This is a genomic window from Bradyrhizobium macuxiense (assembly GCF_007993935.1).
Classification (GTDB): Bacteria; Pseudomonadota; Alphaproteobacteria; order Rhizobiales; family Xanthobacteraceae; genus Bradyrhizobium; species Bradyrhizobium macuxiense_A.
In genome coordinates this window covers 288,533-309,503 of the sequence record NZ_VITY01000002.1, presented here as the reverse complement: position 1 = coordinate 309,503, position 20,971 = coordinate 288,533, and the positions used below count along the sequence as shown (strand labels likewise).

Genomic DNA, 20,971 nt, shown 5'->3' with positions numbered 1-20,971 from the left:
CGATCAGCCGGGTCGCGATGAAGAGGATATCGAGCGAAATGCTTTCGAGAGATCACGGCGTTGCAGTCGATCCGGTCGCGCTGGAGAAGAGCATCTCCAAGGCAACCGAAGCGCTGCTTGGCTATCGCCAGTCCGACGGACATTGGGTGTTCGAGCTCGAGGCCGACAGCACCATTCCGGCCGAGTACATCCTGCTGCGTCACTATCTGGCCGAGCCCATAGATGCTGCCCTCGAGGCCAAGCTCGGCAACTATCTGCGCCGCGTCCAGGGCGCGCATGGCGGCTGGCCGCTGGTCCATGATGGCCCGTTCGACATGAGCGCCAGCGTGAAGTCGTACTTCGCGCTGAAGATGATCGGCGATTCCGTCGACGCGCCGCACATGGTGCGGGCACGTGAGGCGATCCTCTCGCGCGGCGGCGCTTCGGGCAGCAACGTGTTCACGCGCTTCCTGCTCGCGCTCTATGGCGTCGTGACTTGGCGCGCAACGCCGGTGCTGCCGATCGAGATCATGCTGCTGCCGATATGGTCGCCGTTCCACATCAACAAGATTTCCTACTGGGCGCGCACCACGATGGTGCCGCTGATGGTGCTCGCCGCGCTGAAGCCGCGCGCGAAGAATCCGAAGGGCGTCGGCATCGACGAGCTGTTCCTGGAGGATCCGAAATCGGTCCGCATGGCACCGAAGGCGCCGCATCAGAGCGCGAGCTGGTTCTATTTGTTCCGCTCGCTCGATGCCGTGCTGCGCGTGATCGAGCCGATGTTTCCGAAGAGCCTGCGCCAGCGCGCGATCGATGCCGCGCTCGCCTTCACCGAAGAGCGGCTGAACGGCGAAGACGGCATGGGCGCGATCTATCCGCCGATGGCCAACATCGTCATGATGTACGAGGCGCTCGGCAAGGACGAGAATTTCCCGCCGCGCGCGACCACCCGCCGCGGCATCGACAAGCTGCTCGTGATCCGCGACGACGAGGCCTATTGCCAGCCCTGCGTCTCGCCGGTGTGGGACACCGCGCTGACCTGCCACGCGTTGCAGGAGGCGGGTGGCGACGACACCCTCGCCAAGGCCAAGCAGGGTCTCGACTGGCTGAAGCCGCGCCAGGTGCTGGAGCTGAAGGGCGACTGGGCGGTCAAGGCGCCGGACGTCCGTCCCGGCGGCTGGGCGTTCCAGTACAACAACGACCACTATCCCGATCTCGACGACACCGCCGTGGTCGTGATGGCGATGGATCGCGTGCGGCGTCATACCGGAACCCGGGAATATGATGAGGCGATCGCGCGGGGCCGCGAATGGATCGAGGGGCTGCAGAGCCGCGACGGCGGCTGGGCCGCGTTCGACGTCAACAACCTCGAATATTACCTCAACAACATCCCGTTCTCCGATCACGGCGCATTGCTCGATCCGCCGACCGAGGATGTCACCGCGCGCTGCATCTCGATGCTGGGCCAGCTCGGCGAGACCGCCGAGAGCAGCAAGGCGATGGCCGACGGCGTTGCCTATCTGCGCCGCACCCAGCTGGCCGAGGGCTCCTGGTACGGCCGCTGGGGCCTGAACTACGTCTACGGCACCTGGTCGGTGCTCTCGGCGCTAAATGTCGCAGGGGTCGATCGCAACGACCCGATGGTCCGGAAGGCGGTCGACTGGCTGTCGTCCGTCCAGAATCAGGACGGCGGCTGGGGCGAGGACGCCGTCAGCTACCGGCTGGATTACAAGGGTTATGAAGTTGCGCCATCGACCGCCTCGCAAACGGCATGGGCCTTGCTTGGATTGATGGCGGCCGGAGAGGTCGAAAATCCCGCCGTTGCGCGGGGTGTGGAGTACCTAAAGGCAACACAGACGGAAAAAGGGCTGTGGGACGAGCAGCGATACACCGCAACGGGGTTTCCGCGGGTATTTTACTTGCGATATCATGGTTACTCGAAGTTCTTTCCGCTCTGGGCGCTGGCGCGGTATCGGAATCTGAGAAGCACCAATAGCAGGGTGGTAGGGGTCGGGATGTGATTGTTGAGGCGGGGGCCGCCGAGACCGTGGGCAGTAGAATTGATCCTCGGCCGGTATTAATTGTGACTGGATTGGTGCAGGAGGCCCGTATCGCAGCGGGTCCCGGCATGATCGTGATTTGCAGTTCGAGCGATCCGCAGCAGCTGCGTGAATTGCTGGCGACGCTGGATCCGACGAGCTTCCGTGGCGTGATTTCGTTCGGCGTGGCCGGCGGGCTCGACCCGTCGCTCAAGTCGGGCGACGTCGTAGTCGCGACCGAGGTGATGTCCGGGGACACGCGTTTCCTGGCGGCATCCGCCCTGAATGAAGAGATGATCGCCAGCGCCGCGCTGAAGCGCCGCAGGATCGTCCGCGGCGGGCTCGCCGGCGTGGAACAGGTGATTGCGGCGAAGGCCTGCAAGGCTGCGCTGCGCTCGATGACCGGCGCGGCCGCAGTCGACATGGAGAGCCATATCGCGGCAGCCTATGCCGCCAAAGCAGGCGTTCCGTTCGCCGCGCTGCGCGTGATCAGCGATCCCGCGCATCGGGCGCTGCCGGAGCTGGCGAAATCCGCGGTGAAGCCGAATGGCGACATCGACCTGCGCAAGGTGCTGCGCGGTATCGCGCGCAATCCGCGGACGCTGCGGGCGCTGGTGTCGACCGGGATCGACTTCAACCGCGCGCTGCGCTCGCTGCGTAGCTGCCGCGGGTTCCTGCTTGGCAACGACGTGCTGATGCCGGCGGAAGACGTGCTGATCACGGCGAAGGCGGCCTGATCCGCTGTCTCGGGCGGGGACGGGCGCTCCTCGCACCAGGCTCAAAACATCAAGCTCAAAGCACTTGGCGCAAAAACAAAGGCCCGATCGCATCGCGATCGGGCCTTTTGCTTTGCTGTGCCTGGCGGCGCGGATTACGCGGCCGTGGAAGCCTTGGCTTGCTGCTTGGCAGCTGCGGCGGCCGCCTCGTCGCGGCGGATCTCCGAGAGCTTCTTCTGGACCTGCTCGGCGAAGATGTACTGCGCCGGGCGCTGCTTCGACATGTCGATTTCCGGCGCCATCGGGCCAGATGTCTTGATGCCGCGCAGCGCGACCCACATCGCCTTGAGCGGATTGTTGATCGCGGCGGTGGCTGCGGTCGGCTCGTAGCCGCAATGGGCCATACAGTCGGCGCACTTCTCGTACTTGCCGGTGCCGTAGGTCTCCCAATCGGTGGTGTCCATCAGCTCCTTGAAGGTCTTGGCGTAGCCCTCACCAAGCAGATAGCAGGGCTTCTGCCAGCCGAAGATGTTGCGCGCCGGCATGCCCCAGGGCGTGCACTCGTATTCCTGGTTGCCGGCGAGGAAGTCGAGGAACAGGCCGGAATGCATGAAATTCCACTTCTTGCCCTTGCCGAGCGCAAAGACGTCGCGGAACAGCTTCTTGGTCTTGGTGCGGTTGAGGAAGTGCTCCTGGTCGGGCGCACGCTCATAGGCGTAACCCGGCGACATCGAGACGCCGACGCCGAGCTCGGTCGTGAAGTCGAGGAACTTGGCAATTTCCTCGGCGGGATGGCCGTCGAAAATGGTGGCGTTGACGTTGACCGTGAAGCCGCGCGCCTTCGCCGCCTTGATCGCGGAGACGGCACGATCGAACACGCCCTTCTGCGACACTGCCTTGTCGTGATGGTCCTTCAGGCCGTCGAGATGCACCGAGAAGAACAGGTAGGGCGACGGCTCGAACAGATCGAGCTTCTTCTCGAGCAGCAGCGCATTGGTGCACAGCGAGACGAACTTCTTGCGCGCCACGAGGCCGCGCACGATCTCGCCGATCTCCTTGTGGATCAGCGGCTCGCCGCCGGGGATCGCCACCATCGGCGCGCCGCATTCATCGGCCGCGTCCCAGCATTCCTGCGCGGTCATGCGGCGGTTGAGGATCGCATCGGGATAGTCGATCTTGCCGCAGCCGACGCAGGCGAGGTTGCAGCGGAACAAGGGTTCGAGCATCAGCACGAGCGGATAGCGTTTGCGGCCAAGCAGCTTCTGCTTGATCAGATAACCGCCGATACGCATTTCCTTGAAGAACGGTATAGCCATTAGACGATTTTCTTTCTGCACTTATCAAAGGGAAGTGGGTTCAGATCAGCCCGCAGTCAGTTCGGCCGGCAGCCGGAATTCGATATTCTCTTCACGGCCCGGAACGACCGAGACCGAAACAGGTCCGATGCGCCGCAGGGCCTCGATCACATCGTCGACCAAAACTTCGGGTGCCGATGCACCCGCCGTGATGCCGACGGCCTTGGCATCCTTCAGCCAGTCCGGGTTGAGCTCGCTCCCATCGGCAATGAGATAACTCGCGACGCCGACCTCGGTGCCGATTTCGCGAAGCCTGTTCGAGTTGGAACTATTGGCGGCCCCCACCACCAGAATGACGTCCACCAGCTTACTTAGGTCCCTTACCGCAGATTGGCGGTTCTGTGTCGCATAGCAGATATCCCTGATGTCCGGGCCTTGAATATCTGTAAATTTTGCCTGAAGGGCCGCGATGATGTCCCTGGTGTCGTCCACGGACAGGGTGGTCTGGGTGATATAGGCGACCGGAGTGTCGGTCGGCAGCCGCAATTCCGCCACATCCTGGACGCTCTGGACCAGCAGGACCGGCCCCGGAACCTGGCCCATGGTTCCCTCGACCTCGGGGTGGCCGGCATGCCCGATCAAGATCAGGGCGCGGCCCTTCGAGATATAGCGTTTGCCCTGGTTGTGGACCTTGGTGACGAGCGGGCAGGTGGCATTGAGCACGGGCAGGTCGCGGGCTTCCGCCTCCTCCTCGACGCTCCTGGCGACGCCATGGGCACTGAAGACGGTCACCGCCTTGGCCGGCACTTCCGACAGGTCTTCGACGAAGATCGCGCCCTTCTTCTTCAGGCTTTCGACCACGTGCTTGTTGTGAACGATCTCGTGGCGGACGTAGACCGGCGGACCATACTTCGCGAGCGCACGTTCGACGATTTCGATCGCGCGCACGACGCCCGCGCAGAAGCCGCGCGGCTGAGCAAGAAACACTTCCATCGGTCGTCCGTTACGCAAATTGCACCAGCCTCATTCCAAGCGCTGCTTCCAAGCCTTGCTTCCAAGCCTTGCTTCCAAGCCTTGCTTCCAAGTCCTGCAGCCTTTTCGGCAACGCACTCCGCCAGGCCGGACCTCGCAACATCAGTTGCAATGTCCGCACCATCTCAGGTTCTGCACGTGATCCGCGCCCTCAAGGGCATGGAAATACAGGGATTTGTGGCAAAAAGGTAGCGCTTCGAGCGGGTGGGCAGCCGGCAAGGAGAAGGATTTGAGGTAATATAGTATGGATTTCAGGTCCTGCGACCGTCCGTCCCCCTCACTTGTTCGTCACTTTATCGCCCACTGATGCGGTTTATACCGGCCACTCGTGGCCGTTCCTGTGGTTTGGAACCTCCTCACCATCTCGTCGAGGAAGATAACCAAAACAACATTAGATCGGTCCCGGGAACTCCGCTACAGAGCGGGCGTTTTCGGCCATGCTTCCCCGAGATTAGAAAGAAACGAAGTGCTGACAAATATTGTCGTCTCCGTTGTTAGGACCTGTACGCGTTTTGCCCTTCCGGTTGTGATTATCTCTGTGCTGCTGTCGATCGGCGCCGGCTTCTACACGGCCCGCAATTTCTCGATCAACACCGACATCAACAAGCTGATCTCGCCGGATCTGGATTGGCGCAAGCGCGACAATCAGTTCGAGGAAGCCTTTGACCGCGAGCGGCTGATCCTGGCGGTCGTCGAGGGAGCGACGCCGGAGCTGACCAGCTCGGCCGCCAAGGCGCTCACCGCGAAGCTGCAAGCCGACAAGAAGAACTTCGAGGCCATCACCGCGCTCGGCTCCGGCGAATTCTTCGAGAGGAACGGGCTCTTGTTCCTGCCGACCGAAGAGGTCGGCAAGGTCACGGGCCAGCTCGAATCGGCCGCGCCGCTGATCGAGATCATGGCGGGCGACCCTTCGATTCGCGGCCTGACCGGTGCGCTCGAGACCGGCCTTGCCGGCGTCAAGCGCGGACAGGTCAAGCTCGACAATGCCGCGCCGCCCTTCAACTTGATCTCCGAGACCGTCGAGACCATCCTCGCCAAGGGCAGCGCGACCTTCTCCTGGCGCGAGCTCACCAGCGACAAGCCGCTGACCGATTCGGACAAGCGCGCCTTCATCGAGATCAAGCCGATCATCGACTATTCGGCACTGGAGCCCGGCAAGGCCGCGACCGACGCGATCCGGCAGGCGGCGGCCGATCTGAAATTCGCCACCGAGTATCACGCGCGCGTGCGCCTGACCGGACCGGTGCCGATCGCCAACGAGGAATACGCCACCGTGCAGGACGGCGCGATCACCAACGGCATCGGCACCGTGGTGATCGTGCTGATCATCCTCTGGCTGGCGCTGCACTCCGGCAAGATCATCTTCGCCGTGTTCGTCAACCTGTTCATCGGCCTTGCGCTCACCACCGCGGTCGGCCTGATGATGGTCGGGTCGTTGAACCTGCTTTCGATCGCCTTCGCGGTGCTGTTCGTCGGCCTCGGTGTCGACTTCGGCATCCAGTTCAGCGTGCGCTACCGCTCCGAGCGCTTCAAGAACGACAATCTGACACTCGCGCTCGAAAACGCAGCGCGCCGCTCGGCGGTGCCGCTGTCGCTCGCGGCGATGGCGACCGCAGCCGGCTTCCTGTGCTTCCTGCCGACCGACTACAAGGGCATCTCCGAGCTCGGCAAGATCGCCGGCGCCGGCATGCTGGTGGCCTTCATCACCAGCATCACGGTGCTGCCGGCGCTGCTCGACCTGCTCAATCCGCCTGGCGAGAGGGAGCCGGTCGGCTACGCCTTCCTGGCGCCGCTCGACCACTTCCTGGAGAAGCACCGTGTTCCGATCATCGTCGGCACGCTGCTGGTCACGGTCGCGGGCCTGCCGCTGCTGCACTACATGAAGTTCGACTTCAACCCGATCAATCTGCGCAACAAGCAGGCGGAATCGATCGCCACCTTCCTCGATCTGAGGAAGGACCCGAACACCGGCGCCAACGCCATCAATGTGATGACGCACTCGGAGGCCGACGCCAAGAAGATCGAGGCCAAGCTCGAGAAGCTGCCGGAAGTGTCGCGCGTGATGTCGCTCGACAGCTTCGTGCCGGAGGACCAGCCGGCCAAGCTGAAGCTGATCGCACAGGCGGCCAAGACGCTCGGTCCCGCGCTCAACCCTGACTCGGTCGATCCGGCGCCGTCGGATCAGGAGAATGTCGAGTCGCTGAAGAGCTCGGTCGACAGCCTGCGCAAGACCGCGGGCGACGGCAAGGGGCCGGGTGCGGTTGCCGCGCGCCGGCTCGCCGACGCCTTGCAGAAGCTCGCCGATTCGAACCAGACGACTCGCGACAAGGCGCAGGACGTCTTCGTCGCGCCGATGAAGATCGTGTTCGACCAGCTCCGCAATACGCTGCAGGCCCAGACCGTCACGCTGCAGAACCTGCCGCCGGAATTGGTCGAGAGCTGGAAGACCAAGGACGGCCTGATGCGGGTCGAGGTCGAGCCGAAGGGCGATCCGAACGACAACGACAATCTGCGCCGCTTTGCCGACGCCGTGCTCGCCGCCGAGCCGACCGCGATCGGCGGACCGGTGTCGATCCTGAAGTCGGGCGACGTCATCGTGAATGCGTTCATCCACGCCGGCATTCTGGCGCTGGTCACGATCAGCCTGCTGCTGTGGCTGACGCTGCGCCGGGTCGTCGACGTGCTGATGACGCTGGTGCCGCTGCTGGTCGCCGGCATCGTCACGCTGGAGATCTGCGTCCTGATCGGGCTGCCGCTCAATTTCGCCAATATCGTCGCGTTGCCGCTGCTGCTCGGCGTCGGCGTGGCGTTCAAGATCTACTATGTCACGGCATGGCGGCAAGGCAGGACGAATCTGCTGCAATCGAGCCTGACGCGCGCAATCTTTTTCAGCGCGCTGACCACGGCGACGGCGTTCGGCAGCCTGTGGCTATCCAGTCATCCCGGCACCGCGAGCATGGGCAAGCTGCTTGCGCTTTCGCTCGTCACGACGCTCGCGGCGGTGCTGCTGTTCCAGCCGGCGCTGATGGGCAAACCGCGCGAAACCCTCAAGGACGAGGATATCGCCAACGACGTCACCTGACGCGTTGGCGATCCGGCTTGGCGGCAGGCGCCGCCGAGCCGCGATTTGCCGCCGAGCCGGACTGGTGCGTCGGTATCAGTGCGTCGGTCGTGCGATGTCCGGGAGCAGGCAGATATCGCCCACGGTGTCCGCCGACGCATTGGCGGCGCCCGGAGCACCGGCTGCCTGCTTCTGACCGGGCTTGGTGGCAGGCGCCACGGCGCCGGTGGTCTTCTGCGGCGCAGCCGATTTGGGAGCGGCGCCCTTCGCAGCCGGGCTGCCGGCAGCAGCCGGGTTGCCGGCGGCGCTCACCGGGATCGGCGGACCGACGCGGGTCCAGGTCTCGCCGCCGCACAGGAAGCCGAGCACGCAGCCCTGGATCTCGAGCTGATCGGTGCCGACCGGCTTGATGGTCGAGCTGTAGAGCTGGCCGTCCTTCGCGTTGTAGACTTGGCCTTCCCACGCGTCGGCGCCGGCCTTCTTCTTCATGTCGATCAGGATCGGCATGCCGAGCGTAGGCCTGCTCTGCTTCGCAGGATCAGGATTGTTCTTATCCTTTCCGCCGGGGGTTTTTTCCCAGGACACCGCACCCCACATGTTGCCATTACACTGGGCGACGCGGATGGTGGCGACACCGTCTGCGACCTTCCAGTCGCCGGTCGGATCCGCTGCAAGTGCCGGTGATAATACGGTGGCCAAAAATAAACCTGAAAAGGCTATTGTACGCGCGAAAGTTCTTGGGCAGTGCAACATGGTCCAAACCTGTGCTTAACTAGACGATCCGAGCGGGGGTCAAAACGCCGCTAGCGAGCGTTTTAAGTTGACGAGATGGCCATCAACCGACGTATGTAACGAATGGTAAGTTCCAATTTAGACGTTTCCGAGATTTTTGTGGAGCGCGAGGGGCAGCGCGGTGCCATGCACACGCGTCACCTCAACGAGCAGCTCGTTCGCGTCCTCAAGACCATCGGCTATGACGTCGGCTTCCAGAAGGGGCAAGGCCAATACCTCTTCGATCGTCAGGGGGCTCGTTACCTCGATCTATTGAGCGGATTTGGCGTTTTTGCGATTGGCCGCAATCATCCGGACCTTCGCAAGGCGCTGAAGAGCGTGCTCGACGCCGATCTGCCCAATCTCGTGCAGCTCGACGTCTCGACCCTCGCCGGCGTGCTCGCGGAACGCCTTCTGGAACATGTTCCATATCTGGACAAGGTGTTTTTCGCCAATTCCGGCGCCGAAACCGTCGAAGCTGCGATCAAGTTCGCGCGCGGCGCGACCGGTCGGCCGGGCATCGTCTATTGCGGGCATTCGTTCCACGGCCTGTCCTACGGCGCGCTGTCGCTGACCGATGATACGAATTTCCGCAGCGGCTTCGAGCCGCTGCTGCCGGGTTGCACCCCGATCCCCTACAACGATCTCGAAGCGCTGGAGAAGGCGCTATCGTCGCGGCAGGTCGGTGCGTTCATCGTCGAGCCGATCCAGGGCAAGGGCGTCAACATGCCCACCGACGAGTTCCTGCCCGGCGCGCTGGCGCTATGCCGCAAATACGGCACGCTGTTCATCGCCGATGAGATCCAGACCGGCATCGGCCGCACCGGAAAATTCCTCGCGATCGAGCATTGGGGCATCGAGCCCGACATGGTGCTGCTGGCGAAGGCGCTGTCCGGCGGTCACGTGCCGATCGGCGCGCTGCTGACGCGCAAGCACATCTTCGACAAGATCTTCAACCAGATGGACCGCGCGGTCGTGCACGGCTCGACCTTCGCCAAGAACGATCTGGCGATGGCCGCCGGCATCGCGACGCTCGATGTCATCAAGGCCGAGAAGCTGGTCGAGAATGCTGCCAAGCGCGGCGCCGAGCTCCGCCTCGCGCTGACGCGCATGGTGCCGGGCTATGAACTGATGAAGGAAGTCCGCGGCAAGGGCCTGATGATCGGCGTCGAGTTCGGCCCGCCGAAATCGCTGCGGCTGAAGGCGTCGTGGAACCTGCTGGAGACCGCAAACAAGGGCCTGTTCTGCCAGCTCATCACGGTGCCGCTGTTCAAGGATCACAAGATCCTCACGCAGGTCGCCGGCCACGGTCTCCACACCATCAAGCTGCTGCCGCCGCTGATGATCACCGAGGAAGACTGCAGCTGGATCGAGAAGTCGTTCGACGAGGTGATCGCCGGCAGCCACAAGGTGCCCGGCGCGATCTGGTCGCTCGGCAAGACGCTGGTCGACAACGCGGTGCGCAAGTCGGCGTAAGCCTGAACCTATAGCCCGGATGCAGCGCAGCGAAATCCGGGGTTCTCGATACTTGCGAGACCTTTCCCGGATTGCGCTTCGCTCCATCCGGGCTACGAGATTGTTTCATCCGTCATTGCGAGCGAAGCGAAGCAATCCATGGCGCCGCAAGCGCAGGGATGGATTGCTTCGTCGCTGTCGCTCCTCGCAATGACAGATGTGGAGCAAGGGTTCGAAACTCACCCTTCCTTGTTCGCGCGCATCGCGCTCTCGAACTTGTCGCCGAACTCGCTGAGCTCGTCGGCGCCGAGATCGCTGACCGCCCAGTAATTCAGGCCGCGGTCGCTCCAGCGCCGGATGTTGAAGCCCTGCAACGTCGAGACCTTCGCCGTCTTGCGTTCGGTATTTGCCGTCTGCGCCACGAACAGATTGATCACGTGCTGGCGCCGCTTGTAGACCACGGCGCCGATCTCGCGGGCGTTGACGTAGTCGAGCCGGCCGCCGATCAGGGTGAAGCCCTGCGCGGTGAGGTCGATCACCGGTGGCGAGACATCGAGCTTGCCGTTGAACCAGGGCTTGACCGTATGCTGATCGGTCGAGACCACGTCGATCAGATGGCCGGCCTGCAGCGAGCGCAGATGCGCCGACACCACCTCGTTCTCGATGCGCTGCTCGTCGTCGTTGCGCAGCACGATCGCGACGAGGCCCGTTGCCGCCATCGCCGATACCGCCGAGCCCATCGCGAAGCCGCGCAGTACCGAGCGCCGGCTCGGCGCCGCCTGCGGCTGTGGCAGGGCCTTCTCGATCTTGCGGCGCAGCTCGAGCGGCGCCTTGTAGCGCAGGTCGCTCTCGGCGATCGCCTGGCGGATCTCCTGATATTCCTTCATCAGGGCGGCGCAATGCGCGCATCCCTCGATATGGGCTTCCACTTCGCGTGCATGGCCGGCGTCGAGTTCGCCGTCGATCAGCGCGTGGATCAGCACTTCGGCTTCCTCGCAGGTCATTTCGCTCGCTCCTGTTCCGCGAGCCAGGCTGATCGCAGCATGGCGCGGGCGCGCGCGAGACGGGACATCACGGTGCCGACCGGCACGGCGGCGACATCGGCGATCTCGCGGTATGAAAGATTCTGGATTTCCCTGAGCACAAAGGTCTCGCGGAACGGCTCGGCGAGCGCCGCGACCAGCTTGCGCACGGTGTCGCCGTCGAAGCGGCGCAGCATCTGCTTTTCCGGTGTCTCCGGGGCTTCGTTCCACATCGGGGTCTGCTCGCCGCCTTCGGGCAGCTCCTCGACCGCCGTCGGGGCGGTCTTGCGGCGGGCATATTCGGCGCGGCAGACATTGCGCAGGATCGCGAACAGCCACGGCTTCATCGCAGGTCCCCGGTAGCTGTCGAAATGCTTGTAGGCGCGCAGATAGCATTCCTGCACCGCGTCCTCGGCGTCGGCGGCATCGCGCAGCAAATAGCGCGCCAGGGTGTAGGCGTCGTCAAGGTAGGGCAGCGCGGCTTCGCGGAAGCGCCGTGCCTTTTCGGGATCGTCTTGCGACGCGTTGACAACCATCGTGTCCTGCCCGGCTTGTCGAGAGACGGCTTGTGCCCGGCTGGGGGCTGAGGGCCACCGGCCGGGCATGGCTGCGATTGTATGGCTGGTCACGTTACCCAACCTTGATACTGCCTGTCATGTGCGGATGCAGCGAGCAGAAATACTTGTATTCGCCGGGCTCCGTGAAGGTGAACGAGAAGGTGCCGTCGGTATCCATGGTCTTGGAGCGGAATTTTCCCGCGCACACCACGGTGTGCGGGATGTCGTCGCGGTTGGTCCAGGTCACTGTCGTGCCGACCTTCACGTCGAGCGGGTTCGGCGCGAACGAGAAGTTGTCGATGTGGACCGCGGTATCTTCGGCGCGGGCGGCCGTGACAGGCAGCAGCATGGCCGCGACCACGGCAATCCCGAAGTCGCGTCGATTGATCGTACTCATCGTCTCTTTCCTCAGCCTTGTCCGTCAGCCCTGCAGCGGCGTGTCGATGATCGCCAGCGGCTGGCTGTTCTGCTTGAAGTTGATGCTGGCGACGCCGAGCATGCTGCGCAGCTTGGCATCCTCGACCTTCATCGGGCCGGGCGAGGGGGCGGCACCCGGCGCCGGCTGCGGGAAGGCCGTCGAACGCGCGGTGTGGAAGGTGACGTTGCCCTCGACCTTCTGCATCACCTGGTGGATGTGGCCGTTCAGCACGGTGACCGAGCCGAAGCCCTTGACGTATTCCAGCGCGCGGGCGCCGTCCTCGGTGCCCCAGCCCCATTGCGGATAGACCGTCCACAGCGGGATGTGGGCGAACAGCACGATCGGGGTCGACTTGGAGCGGCCCTTGAGGTCGTTCTCGAGCCATTCGAGCTGCTCGTTGCCGAGATTGCCGAGACCGCCGCCCTTGAGGTCGACGACGTTGACGAGGCCGACGAAATGCACGCCGCCGGCGTCGAAGGAATAGTAGCCCGGGCCCTTGGTGCCCTTGCCGTAACGCTCCTTGTAGAGCTTGACCTCCTCGTCGATGAAGTCGTGCTCGCCCGGCACGTAATGCACGTCGAGCTTGGCCTGCGAGATGATGCGATCGGCGTCATCGAATTCGGACGCCTTCGACAGATGGGTGATGTCGCCGGTGTGGATCATGAAGGACGGCTTGACCTGCATCGCCTTGACCTTGTTGATGGCCTCTTCCAGCGTGCCGATGGCGTTCGGGTTGGCCGGCTTGTCGAAGCCGACATGGCTGTCGCTGATCTGCATGAAGGTCATGCCGGTGGTGGCTTCGGCAGCGGCGGCCGAGCCGACGATGCCGAGCGAATGCGGCACGCCGCCGGTGACGGTCCAGAGTACGCCGGTGCCGGCCCAGGTCATGCATTCCAGCACCTTGCGTCGGCTGACGCCTTTTTCCTCATCGTGGTGATTGTGATCGTGTCCGCTCATGACAAGTCTCCCGTGGGCCCAGGGATTGGGTTTCCGGGGAGATGATCGGAGCGGCCGGGGCTTTATTCCCGCGGCTTTGGAGGGGGTTGGGGGCAGGGATGACGATTTCGTGAGAACCGGGGAAGTCGACCGCATGATCGGCGACCGCGCGGACCACGCGACAGGTGGCCGCAAGGGCAAGATGCGCCATTGAAGGCGGCGGGCCTGCAACGCTATCGACCGGGCAAACCACTGATCGGTCGGAGGAAAACATGGGCAACGTCACCGGCGGCTGTCACTGCGGCGAGATTCGTTACGAGGTGAGCGGGGAACCGGTCGTCCACACGCTATGTCACTGCACCGATTGCCGGCGGCATGCCGGCGCGCCGATGGTCGGCTGGGTGATGGTCGCCGAGGACGCCCTCAAGGTGACCAAGGGCGAGGCCAAGATCTACCGATCCTCGGAGCATGGCCGGCGGTATTTCTGTGCGAATTGCGGCAGCGGGCTTTTCTACACCAACGGCAACATGTTGCCCGGGTTCATCGACATTCAGAGCGGCACCTATGACGATCCCGGCGCGGTGCCGGCCACGATGCATATCCAGGTTGCGGAGCGGCTGCACTGGATGGAAACGGCGCACGAGCTGCCGGCCTTCGATCGCTTTCCGCCGACGGAATGACCGGCGATGTTGCGGCGACGATGCGCGCCGCAGCACGACGATGCCGCGCAACGTAGATGAACGGCCGCAACACCGTTGTCTTGCGGCCGTCAGCATAATGTCAGCGCTCCTGCTTAAGGATGGCAGACTTCATTCGCCACACCGGGAGATCATCATGAGCGACCACGCAGGCGTTGAGCATCATCACAAGGCAGCCGAGCATCACGAGCACGCGGCGCGTCATCATCGCGAAGCCGCCAAGCACCACCAAGAGGGCAATCACGAGAAGGCGGCGCATCACGCCCACAGCGCCCATGGTCACGCCAGCCACGCCCAGCATCACCACACCGAAGCGAGCCGGCATCACGCCGAGCACCACGGCAAACACTAGCTTCCTGTTTGACGCGTTTTCCTCACGCGGACCGGTGTCCACCTTGCTGGAAAACGCTCTGATCGTTCCAGTACTGCGTGAGTGGCTTCCGCCGTCCCCGCAAGGGGACGGCGACTTTCTTTTGCGCGCGGGCGGCAGCCGTCCGTCCCTTATTCGTCCTCGTCCTCCGGACCGCCTTGCTGCTCGATCGCATTTCGCACGCCGCGCATGACGGCGTACGACACGAATGCCATGCGTCTCTTCTGATCATCGCTCAACGTCTTGTAGAGCGGTTCCCAGGCATCGGAAAGTTTCTTGAGATCGGTCCCGCGCTGAATGAGCCGGTCCGCTCTGCGCTGCATGAGTTCGACCGGATTGCCTTCATGAAGGCCGTCCATCGGGCCGTTCTCGTGCAACTCGGCGATCCGCTCCAACCGAGCTTGCCGATTCTTCGCCCGTGCGCGGATCGCATCTTCGATCGCCGGCCAGTATTTCTCCTGATCGGGCGTGAGTTGCAGGGCGGCCTTGACAACGCCGACACGCATGTCGGTCAGGCTCTTGAGATCGGCTGCGCTGGGTGGCGCCACGCCGACAGTCGAGGATGTCTCCGCCGCGAAGGCGAGAGACGAGGTCGTGACCAACAGTGCAACCGCTGCGACAGCTGCGTTCCTCGTCATGGCAAACTCCTGATCTCTTGTGGACGTCCCCGATCAGGAGGACATGGCCGGAGCCGCTGCGGGTTGATCTAGGTCAACAGCGAAAACAGCCGCAGATGGGGACGCACCCCCGACCGTTCGAAAGATCGGGGAATTCCGGGGGGGCGTGCCCGGCGAGATCGGGCGCCGGATTGAGCTAGATCAAGCTCGATCGCCCGATGGCGCTCAGAAAGCACTATCGAACTCCCTTCAATCGGGCGGTCCCATGCACCTCTTGCTCAAGGAAATTCGTCACAATCCAATACTTTGGATGCTGGTCTTCGTGCCGGTCGTACTGGTGGTCGAACACGTGGCTCCCACCGCACACACGGCGCTGTTTGTGCTTGCCGTCCTGAGCATCGTGCCGTTGGCTGCGCTTCTCAGCCACGCAACGGAGAGTGTCGCCGAGAAGACCGGCGATGCGATCGGAGGCTTGCTCAATGCAACGCTCGGAAATCTGACGGAACTGATCATCGCGATCGCCGCACTCCACGCCGGAGAATACATGCTGGTCAAGGCATCGATCGCCGGCGCCATTGTCACCAATTCGCTCTTCATGCTCGGCGCATCGTTCCTGCTCGGCGGGCTCCGTCATCACGTTCAGGAGTACAATCGGGCCGGCGGGAGGATGTACGCAGCGCTGCTGCTGATGGCCACGGTTGCGCTGCTTGCCCCCGCAGCTGTTGCCGACCTTGATCAGGCACGAGGCGAAGTCATGGCGCAGACGCTCAGCACCGGCCTCGCGGTGCTGCTGATATGTGCTTACGGGCTTGGCTTGCTGTTCTCGCTCAAGACCCACAAGGAGCTATTTGAGAGCGGGGACCATGGCGAGACGGATGGCGCTGGTTGGCCGATCGGACTGGCTTCGGCCACACTCATCGTGGTTACCGTGCTGGTTGCCTTGGTGAGCGAGATATTCGTGAGCTCGGTGCAGAAGGCGGGTGAGACGCTGGGCTTGAGCGCGGCGTTTGTCGGTTTCATCATCGTCGCGCTGGTCGGGGCTGCGGCGGAGATGGCGGTCGCGTTCTCTGCGGCGCGCAAGAACCGGCTGGACATGAGCGTCAGCATCGCGCTCGGAAGCGCGTCTCAAATCGCTCTGTTCGTCGCGCCGGCGCTTGTTCTTCTCAGCTACGTCATCGGTCCGAAGCCAATGGACCTGCAGTTCTGGCCAGGTGCCGTGACGATGGTCATGATCGCCTCCGTCACGTCCTGCTTCATCACCAACAGCGGAAAGTCGGCTTGGTTTATTGGCGTCTTGCTGGTGTTCATCTACGCGATTTTTGCCATGACGCTGTATATGGTGCCACCGGGATCGCACGGACCGATCTGATCGGCCGCGCCAGCCTGCTCGCGGATTATCTCTGGCTATTGGCAGAGATGCTGGCGGCCGTCTTCGCCGCGAAAATACGTGCCGGGCTGACAGACGAAGCCCTGACCGCTGGAAGGATAGTGATAATAGCCATACGCGCCTGCGGCCGCAGCTCCCACGGCAGCGGTGCCGTACACCGCACGTCGTGTCTGGCGGCGGGCAACACCGGCGACGCTTGCGGGCGTCAGGGGACGGCCGACGCGCGCTTGCGCGCGCTCAACGGAAACCGAGATGCCGCTGTGTTGCGACCAGCCGACGGACAGCAGCGTGGCACATGCGACGACGGTCGCAGCTAACGCGAATGTCTTTGGATTTGCCTTCATGGCTGTCCTCCAATCTTTCGGTCCTACCCAGCGTGGTTTGAACGCCATTCGCCCGTGGGAGCCGTTGATCTGGATCAAGCCGTTCCGGCTGCAATTTGCAGGGAAGAACGAAAAGCGCTTGCGGTGGACCTGTGCCGCGCGACCTCAAAGTGCAAGCTCTCCCTGCCTGCTCGTCCAGTCTATGACGTCAACCTGGAGTCCTCGTCTCGACATCTCGTCCTCGAGATTGGCGGCGTGACGCTTCCACTCGGCTGTCGTTCGCACCCGAAAAACCGGCTCGTCTCCACGACCCTCGAATTCATCATCGGCCTCGAGCGCGCCGCGAACCGCCTCGTGCATCATCTTCAGGCTCGCGTCGCTAAAAGCGCCGTACTCCATCGGTTTGTCTCCCTGGAACGCAAACGCAAGACGTCATCACAGGTCTGGTCAACGCGCCCGTCCGGCGCGACCGCACGAGCGGGCCAGTCATCACGGCTCAATCGCACTGCCATCAATACTAGTATTGCGGGCAGATCAGCTGGTTGTATTCGTTGTAGTAGCAGTTGTTCTGGTTCCCGTAGTAGCCGTAGCTGCCATAGTATGCGCCGGCTGCGGCCGCAGCGCCGGCTGCCGCTGCACCGTATCCCCAGCCAGGTCGATAGTAGCCTCCGCCATAACCGGGATATCCTGCGACCGGACGGCCGGGGCGACCTGCAATCGGTCGACCGGGATAGCCCGGACGGCCGGCGATCGGGTGTGAGGGACGCGGGCGGCCGGCAACGCGATATCCTCCGCCGTGGATCCGTCCAGCACCAGCATGCACTCTGCCGGCGCCGGCATGCATGCCGCCACGGTGAAATCCGCCGCCTCCGCCACCGCGGAAGCCGCCACCTCCGCCGCCACGACGGGCGTAGGCATCATCAGGAACCAGGCAGACAGCAACGAGCACCAGAGCTGCCAGTGCCGCGAGGATACAACGAAGCATGGCGTGTCCTCCTTAGCGGATGATATTGCGAACGGTGAAACTGCGACAATTTCGGTGCGCGGGCTTGACGTAGATCAACGAAACGCAATCGCCTTCAAAGAGCTCGCTCTGCAGGGGGCGCTCATTCGAACAAGGGCAGCCGTCTGTCGTTATCCTCCTCAGGCACAATCTGCACTTTGCTGCCGAAGCATCTTGCCTAGAATGCAAGCCTGGGAGGCTCCATGACATTTGGTCTCGCCTCAGTCAGGTGACAGCCCCCATTTCTTTGCCGAGTTTCACCAGTCTTTTTACAGAGCGTGACCAAGAGGATGAACGTGTGGAAAGCGGATGTAACGTGCGCGTGCTGTGGCGCAGGTTTCCGGCGGTTGGAGCTATGGTCTAAACCCGGCGCCAAGGGTGAGTATCACTGCCCTGTCTGCGACTACTTGCTTGAAGCATTCGATGGCACCAATCTGATCGTCTATCGGCTGACGATCCAGCCGGTGCGTGCATCGGTCTACTCGGCGAGGCCATTCGGCGATCGCCGATGATTTGATGATCGGCTGCTGTCCAGCGCGCAATTGGTCAGTATCGTCTATGGACCCGTGCCGTCTCGGCCTTGGCCAGGAGCGGACAGAACGCCTTTATGCGTGCACCGCCTAGCTGGTGCGCGCCGCGAACGTCCTGAGCGCGGCAACCATCAGCTCCGGCGCTTCCTGCGCGACGCAATGTCCGACGTTGTCGAACGTCCAGCGGCTGGCGTGCGGGATCAGCGCTGCGGCGCGGTCGGCCATCTCCTTGTAGATCGGCCATGACTGTTCGGCGGTTGCGATACGGACCGGGCAGGCGATCTCGGAGAACCACGGGAACGGATTGCCGCGGGCGTCGCCGGTGTAGGTCTGCTCCATGGCCTGGAAGATCGGCTCAAGCAGCCCCGACTCGATTTCCGGCGTGCAGTGCAGCTGCACGCGGCCGTCGTCGAGCCGCGCAAATCCGTGATGGACGTAGGCCCATAGTGACGGCTCGGTCCACGGCGCGAACGCCGGCGCGGCGCGCAATCGCCGGAACAGATCGTCGGCATTGTCGAATTCGGCCCGGCGGCGCAGCACGCCCTGCACCGATCCGCGTGCGATGTCGCTCAGGCCGCCGCTGCGCGGGGTGCGCGGATCCATCGCGGTCGGCTCCGTCACGAACAGCCGCGCGAAGCGGTCCGGCATCAGCTTCGTGGCGAGCATCAGGTCGGTCGCGCCGGCGCTGTGGCCGATGCCGTAGATGTCATAGAGGCCGAGGCGTTCGACCACCATGCAGACATCATCGGCGAAATCCTGGAAGTGATAGCGGTCGGCGGCCGGCTTGTGGCTCAGGCCATGACCGCGGCGATCGAGTGCATGGACGGTGTAGTCGGCGGCCAGCGCCTCCGCGACCTCGGTCCAGACTTCGGCGACAAAGCCGGTGCCGTGCAGCAGCAGCGCCGGGGGCTTGCCGGACGAGGGCTCGCCCCATCGTGCCAGCGCGATCTGCGATCCGGCATCGCCAACGAAAATCCGCTGCGGCTGCGTCATCTTGCATCCTGCAAGATCATCGTCGCACCTTTCTCGGCGATCATTGCGGTCGGCGTGTTGGTGTTGCCCGAGGTGATGGTCGGCATTACGGATGCATCCGCGATGCGCAGGCCGTGCAGGCCGTAGAAGCGCAGCCGCTCGTCGACCACGGCCATCGGATCGTTCGCCGCTCCCATCTTCGCGGTGCCGACCGGGTGGAAGATCGTGGTGCCGATGTCGCCGGCGGCCTTGGCGAGCGAGGCGTCGTCATCGCCGACCGAGGGACCGGGCAGGAACTCTTCGGGATGATATTTCTCCAGTGCCTTCTGCTTCATCAGTCTGCGCGTGGTGCGGATCGCGTCGGCCGCGACCTGGCGATCGTCCTCGGTCGAAAGGTAGTTCGGCGCGATTGACGGCTTGTCGTCGGGCGCGGTCGAGCGGATGCGCACCGTACCGCGCGAGGTCGGTTGCAGATTGCAGGCGCTCACCGTGATCGCGGGGAAGCGATGCAGGGGATCGCCGAACTTGTCGAGCGACAGCGGCTGCACATGGAACTGGATGTTGGCGCGTGAGCGCGTCGCATCCGAGCGCGTGAAGATGCCGAGCTGCGACGGCGCCATGGTCAGCGGTCCGCGGCGGCGGAATGCATAGTCGAGGCCCATCAGGCCGCGGCGCACGAGATTGTAATAGGTCTCGTTCAGCGTGCGCACGCCCGACACCTGGTAGATCGCACGCTGCTGCAGATGGTCCTGCAGATTGTGGCCGATGCCCTGCACGTCGGCCACGATGTCGACGCCGAGCGGCGACAGCCATTCGGCCGGGCCGATGCCGGAACGATGCAGCACCTGCGTGGTTCCGATCGAGCCGGCGCAGAGAATCACCTCGCCCTTGGCGCGTGCCTCGACGACCTCGTCGCCTTGGCGGAACAGCACGCCGGCGGCGCGGCCGCTCTCGATGATCATGCGGTCGACCAGCACCTCGGTCTCGAGCCTGAGATTGCTGCGATTCAGCACCGGCTTCAAAAACCCGCGCGCCGACGACCAGCGCCGGCCGCGCTTCTGGTTGACGTGGAAATAGCTGGTGCCTTCATTGTCGCCGGTGTTGAAATCCGGGATGCGCTTGATGCCCATCTCCTCGGCGGCATCGCCGACCGCATCGAGGATCTGCCACGACAGCCGCGGCGCCTCGATGCGCCAGCCGCCGCCGACGCCGTGCTGCTCGCTTGCACCGAGGAAATGATCCTCCAGCTTCTTGAACGCCGGCAGCACGTCCTCGTAGCTCCAGCCGGTGAGGCCGAGCTGGCGCCAGTGATCGTAATCCGCAGCCTGGCCGCGCATCGAGATCATGGCGTTGATCGCCGACGAGCCGCCGATCACCTTGCCGCGCGGATAGGCGAGCGCACGGCCGTTGAGGCCGGGCTCGGCCTCGGTCTTGAACATCCAGTCCGAGCGCGGATTGCCGATCGCGAAGAGATAGCCGACCGGGATGTGAAACCAGATCCAGTTGTCCTTGCCGCCGGCCTCCAGCAGCAGCACGCGCTTGTTTAGATCGGCCGACAGGCGGTTGGCCATGATGCAGCCCGCCGTGCCCGCGCCGACGATAATGTAGTCGAAATCACCCTCGAGCCTTCGCGGCATGTCCTCGTTCCCGGCAAGCGTCTTTTGTTGACTGCCTTCTAAAGCGTTTTCGAGCGAAGTGGAGCCCGGTTGGCGTGAAGAAAACGCGTCAATACAAGAAAATAGAACTCGATTCTGACAGAGTCAGAACCGAGTTCTATCCAGACGCAGCCG

The 20,971-nt window shown here is 63.6% G+C and carries 20 protein-coding genes; 6 read left to right on the top strand and 14 right to left on the bottom strand.

The window, feature by feature from the left end; genetic code table 11:
* The first annotated feature begins 38 nt into the window (after positions 1-38).
* A complete protein-coding gene (gene shc, locus FBZ93_RS05630; protein WP_146984960.1) occupies positions 39-2,000 on the top strand; it encodes a squalene--hopene cyclase in 1,962 nt (653 codons plus the stop codon).
* A complete protein-coding gene (locus FBZ93_RS05625; protein ID WP_433995382.1) occupies positions 1,997-2,755 on the top strand; it encodes a phosphorylase in 759 nt (252 codons plus the stop codon). Before shc ends, FBZ93_RS05625 begins: the two co-directional genes overlap by 4 nt.
* A 134-nt stretch (positions 2,756-2,889) precedes the next feature.
* Here the strand turns inward: FBZ93_RS05625 and hpnH are convergent, their stop codons facing one another.
* A complete protein-coding gene (gene hpnH, locus FBZ93_RS05620; RefSeq protein ID WP_146984959.1) occupies positions 2,890-4,050 on the bottom strand; it encodes an adenosyl-hopene transferase HpnH in 1,161 nt (386 codons plus the stop codon).
* A 45-nt stretch (positions 4,051-4,095) separates the two neighbouring features.
* A complete protein-coding gene (ispH, locus tag FBZ93_RS05615) occupies positions 4,096-5,022 on the bottom strand; it encodes a 4-hydroxy-3-methylbut-2-enyl diphosphate reductase (protein WP_050626212.1) in 927 nt (308 codons plus the stop codon).
* 505 nt (positions 5,023-5,527) lie between these two features.
* Here ispH and FBZ93_RS05610 point away from each other — a divergent pair.
* On the top strand, positions 5,528-8,143 hold the full coding sequence (locus tag FBZ93_RS05610) for an MMPL family transporter (RefSeq protein ID WP_146984958.1): 2,616 nt from the start codon (positions 5,528-5,530) through the stop codon (positions 8,141-8,143).
* Positions 8,144-8,218: 75 nt separating this feature from the next.
* Here FBZ93_RS05610 and FBZ93_RS05605 read toward each other — a convergent pair whose 3' ends face one another.
* Positions 8,219-8,875: a DUF2147 domain-containing protein gene (locus FBZ93_RS05605; protein ID WP_074129015.1), complete on the bottom strand. Its 657-nt coding sequence runs from the start codon at positions 8,873-8,875 to the stop codon at positions 8,219-8,221.
* A 102-nt stretch (positions 8,876-8,977) separates the two neighbouring features.
* On the opposite strand from FBZ93_RS05605, the gene hpnO reads away from it, so the two are divergent.
* Positions 8,978-10,369, top strand: coding sequence for an aminobacteriohopanetriol synthase HpnO (gene hpnO, locus FBZ93_RS05600; RefSeq protein WP_146984957.1), 1,392 nt, complete (start codon positions 8,978-8,980; stop codon positions 10,367-10,369).
* Between the two features lie 218 nt (positions 10,370-10,587).
* Here hpnO and FBZ93_RS05595 read toward each other — a convergent pair whose 3' ends face one another.
* The 4 genes from FBZ93_RS05595 to FBZ93_RS05580 form a co-directional block, all read right to left on the bottom strand.
* Complete coding sequence (locus FBZ93_RS05595) at positions 10,588-11,352, bottom strand: anti-sigma factor family protein (protein ID WP_146984956.1); 765 nt, start codon at positions 11,350-11,352, stop codon at positions 10,588-10,590.
* Complete coding sequence (locus tag FBZ93_RS05590) at positions 11,349-11,906, bottom strand: sigma-70 family RNA polymerase sigma factor (RefSeq protein ID WP_146984955.1); 558 nt, start codon at positions 11,904-11,906, stop codon at positions 11,349-11,351. The genes FBZ93_RS05595 and FBZ93_RS05590 overlap by 4 nt, the downstream gene beginning before the upstream one ends.
* A gap of 94 nt (positions 11,907-12,000) precedes the next feature.
* Positions 12,001-12,324, bottom strand: coding sequence for a cupredoxin domain-containing protein (locus FBZ93_RS05585; protein ID WP_146984954.1), 324 nt, complete (start codon positions 12,322-12,324; stop codon positions 12,001-12,003).
* Positions 12,325-12,348: 24 nt separating this feature from the next.
* Positions 12,349-13,302: a metallophosphoesterase family protein gene (locus FBZ93_RS05580; protein ID WP_074129154.1), complete on the bottom strand. Its 954-nt coding sequence runs from the start codon at positions 13,300-13,302 to the stop codon at positions 12,349-12,351.
* Between the two features lie 251 nt (positions 13,303-13,553).
* On the opposite strand from FBZ93_RS05580, the gene FBZ93_RS05575 reads away from it, so the two are divergent.
* Positions 13,554-13,961 (top strand): GFA family protein, encoded by a 408-nt coding sequence (locus FBZ93_RS05575; protein WP_146984953.1) that lies wholly within the window; start codon positions 13,554-13,556, stop codon positions 13,959-13,961.
* A gap of 100 nt (positions 13,962-14,061) precedes the next feature.
* Here the strand turns inward: FBZ93_RS05575 and FBZ93_RS40505 are convergent, their stop codons facing one another.
* Together FBZ93_RS40505 and FBZ93_RS05565 are read right to left on the bottom strand one after the other, a co-directional pair.
* Positions 14,062-14,328: a hypothetical protein gene (locus FBZ93_RS40505; protein ID WP_167528936.1), complete on the bottom strand. Its 267-nt coding sequence runs from the start codon at positions 14,326-14,328 to the stop codon at positions 14,062-14,064.
* Positions 14,329-14,480: 152 nt separating this feature from the next.
* Positions 14,481-14,987 (bottom strand): Spy/CpxP family protein refolding chaperone, encoded by a 507-nt coding sequence (locus FBZ93_RS05565; protein ID WP_246667375.1) that lies wholly within the window; start codon positions 14,985-14,987, stop codon positions 14,481-14,483.
* A 244-nt stretch (positions 14,988-15,231) separates the two neighbouring features.
* Between FBZ93_RS05565 and cax the strand changes: the two genes are divergently transcribed.
* Entirely contained in the window at positions 15,232-16,335 is a 1,104-nt protein-coding gene (gene cax / locus FBZ93_RS05560; RefSeq protein ID WP_146984951.1) for a calcium/proton exchanger, read from the top strand.
* A 35-nt stretch (positions 16,336-16,370) separates the two neighbouring features.
* Here cax and FBZ93_RS40500 read toward each other — a convergent pair whose 3' ends face one another.
* The 5 genes from FBZ93_RS40500 to FBZ93_RS05530 all read right to left on the bottom strand — a co-directional run bounded on the left by FBZ93_RS40500 (position 16,371) and on the right by FBZ93_RS05530 (position 20,818).
* Positions 16,371-16,697 (bottom strand): hypothetical protein, encoded by a 327-nt coding sequence (locus FBZ93_RS40500; RefSeq protein WP_246667374.1) that lies wholly within the window; start codon positions 16,695-16,697, stop codon positions 16,371-16,373.
* Between the two features lie 144 nt (positions 16,698-16,841).
* Positions 16,842-17,075 carry a hypothetical protein gene (locus FBZ93_RS05550; RefSeq protein WP_146984950.1) on the bottom strand — a complete coding sequence of 78 codons (234 nt, stop codon included), beginning with the start codon at positions 17,073-17,075 and terminating at the stop codon, positions 16,842-16,844.
* Positions 17,076-17,193: 118 nt separating this feature from the next.
* Positions 17,194-17,661, bottom strand: a complete 468-nt coding sequence (locus tag FBZ93_RS05545) for a hypothetical protein (protein ID WP_146984949.1) — start codon at positions 17,659-17,661, stop codon at positions 17,194-17,196.
* A gap of 638 nt (positions 17,662-18,299) precedes the next feature.
* The gene (locus FBZ93_RS05535; RefSeq protein WP_146984947.1) at positions 18,300-19,202 is read right to left on the bottom strand and encodes an alpha/beta fold hydrolase; all 903 of its coding nucleotides are present in this window, start codon (positions 19,200-19,202) and stop codon (positions 18,300-18,302) included.
* Positions 19,199-20,818, bottom strand: coding sequence for a GMC family oxidoreductase (locus tag FBZ93_RS05530; protein WP_146984946.1), 1,620 nt, complete (start codon positions 20,816-20,818; stop codon positions 19,199-19,201). The genes FBZ93_RS05535 and FBZ93_RS05530 overlap by 4 nt, the downstream gene beginning before the upstream one ends.
* Positions 20,819-20,971: the final 153 nt, after the last annotated feature.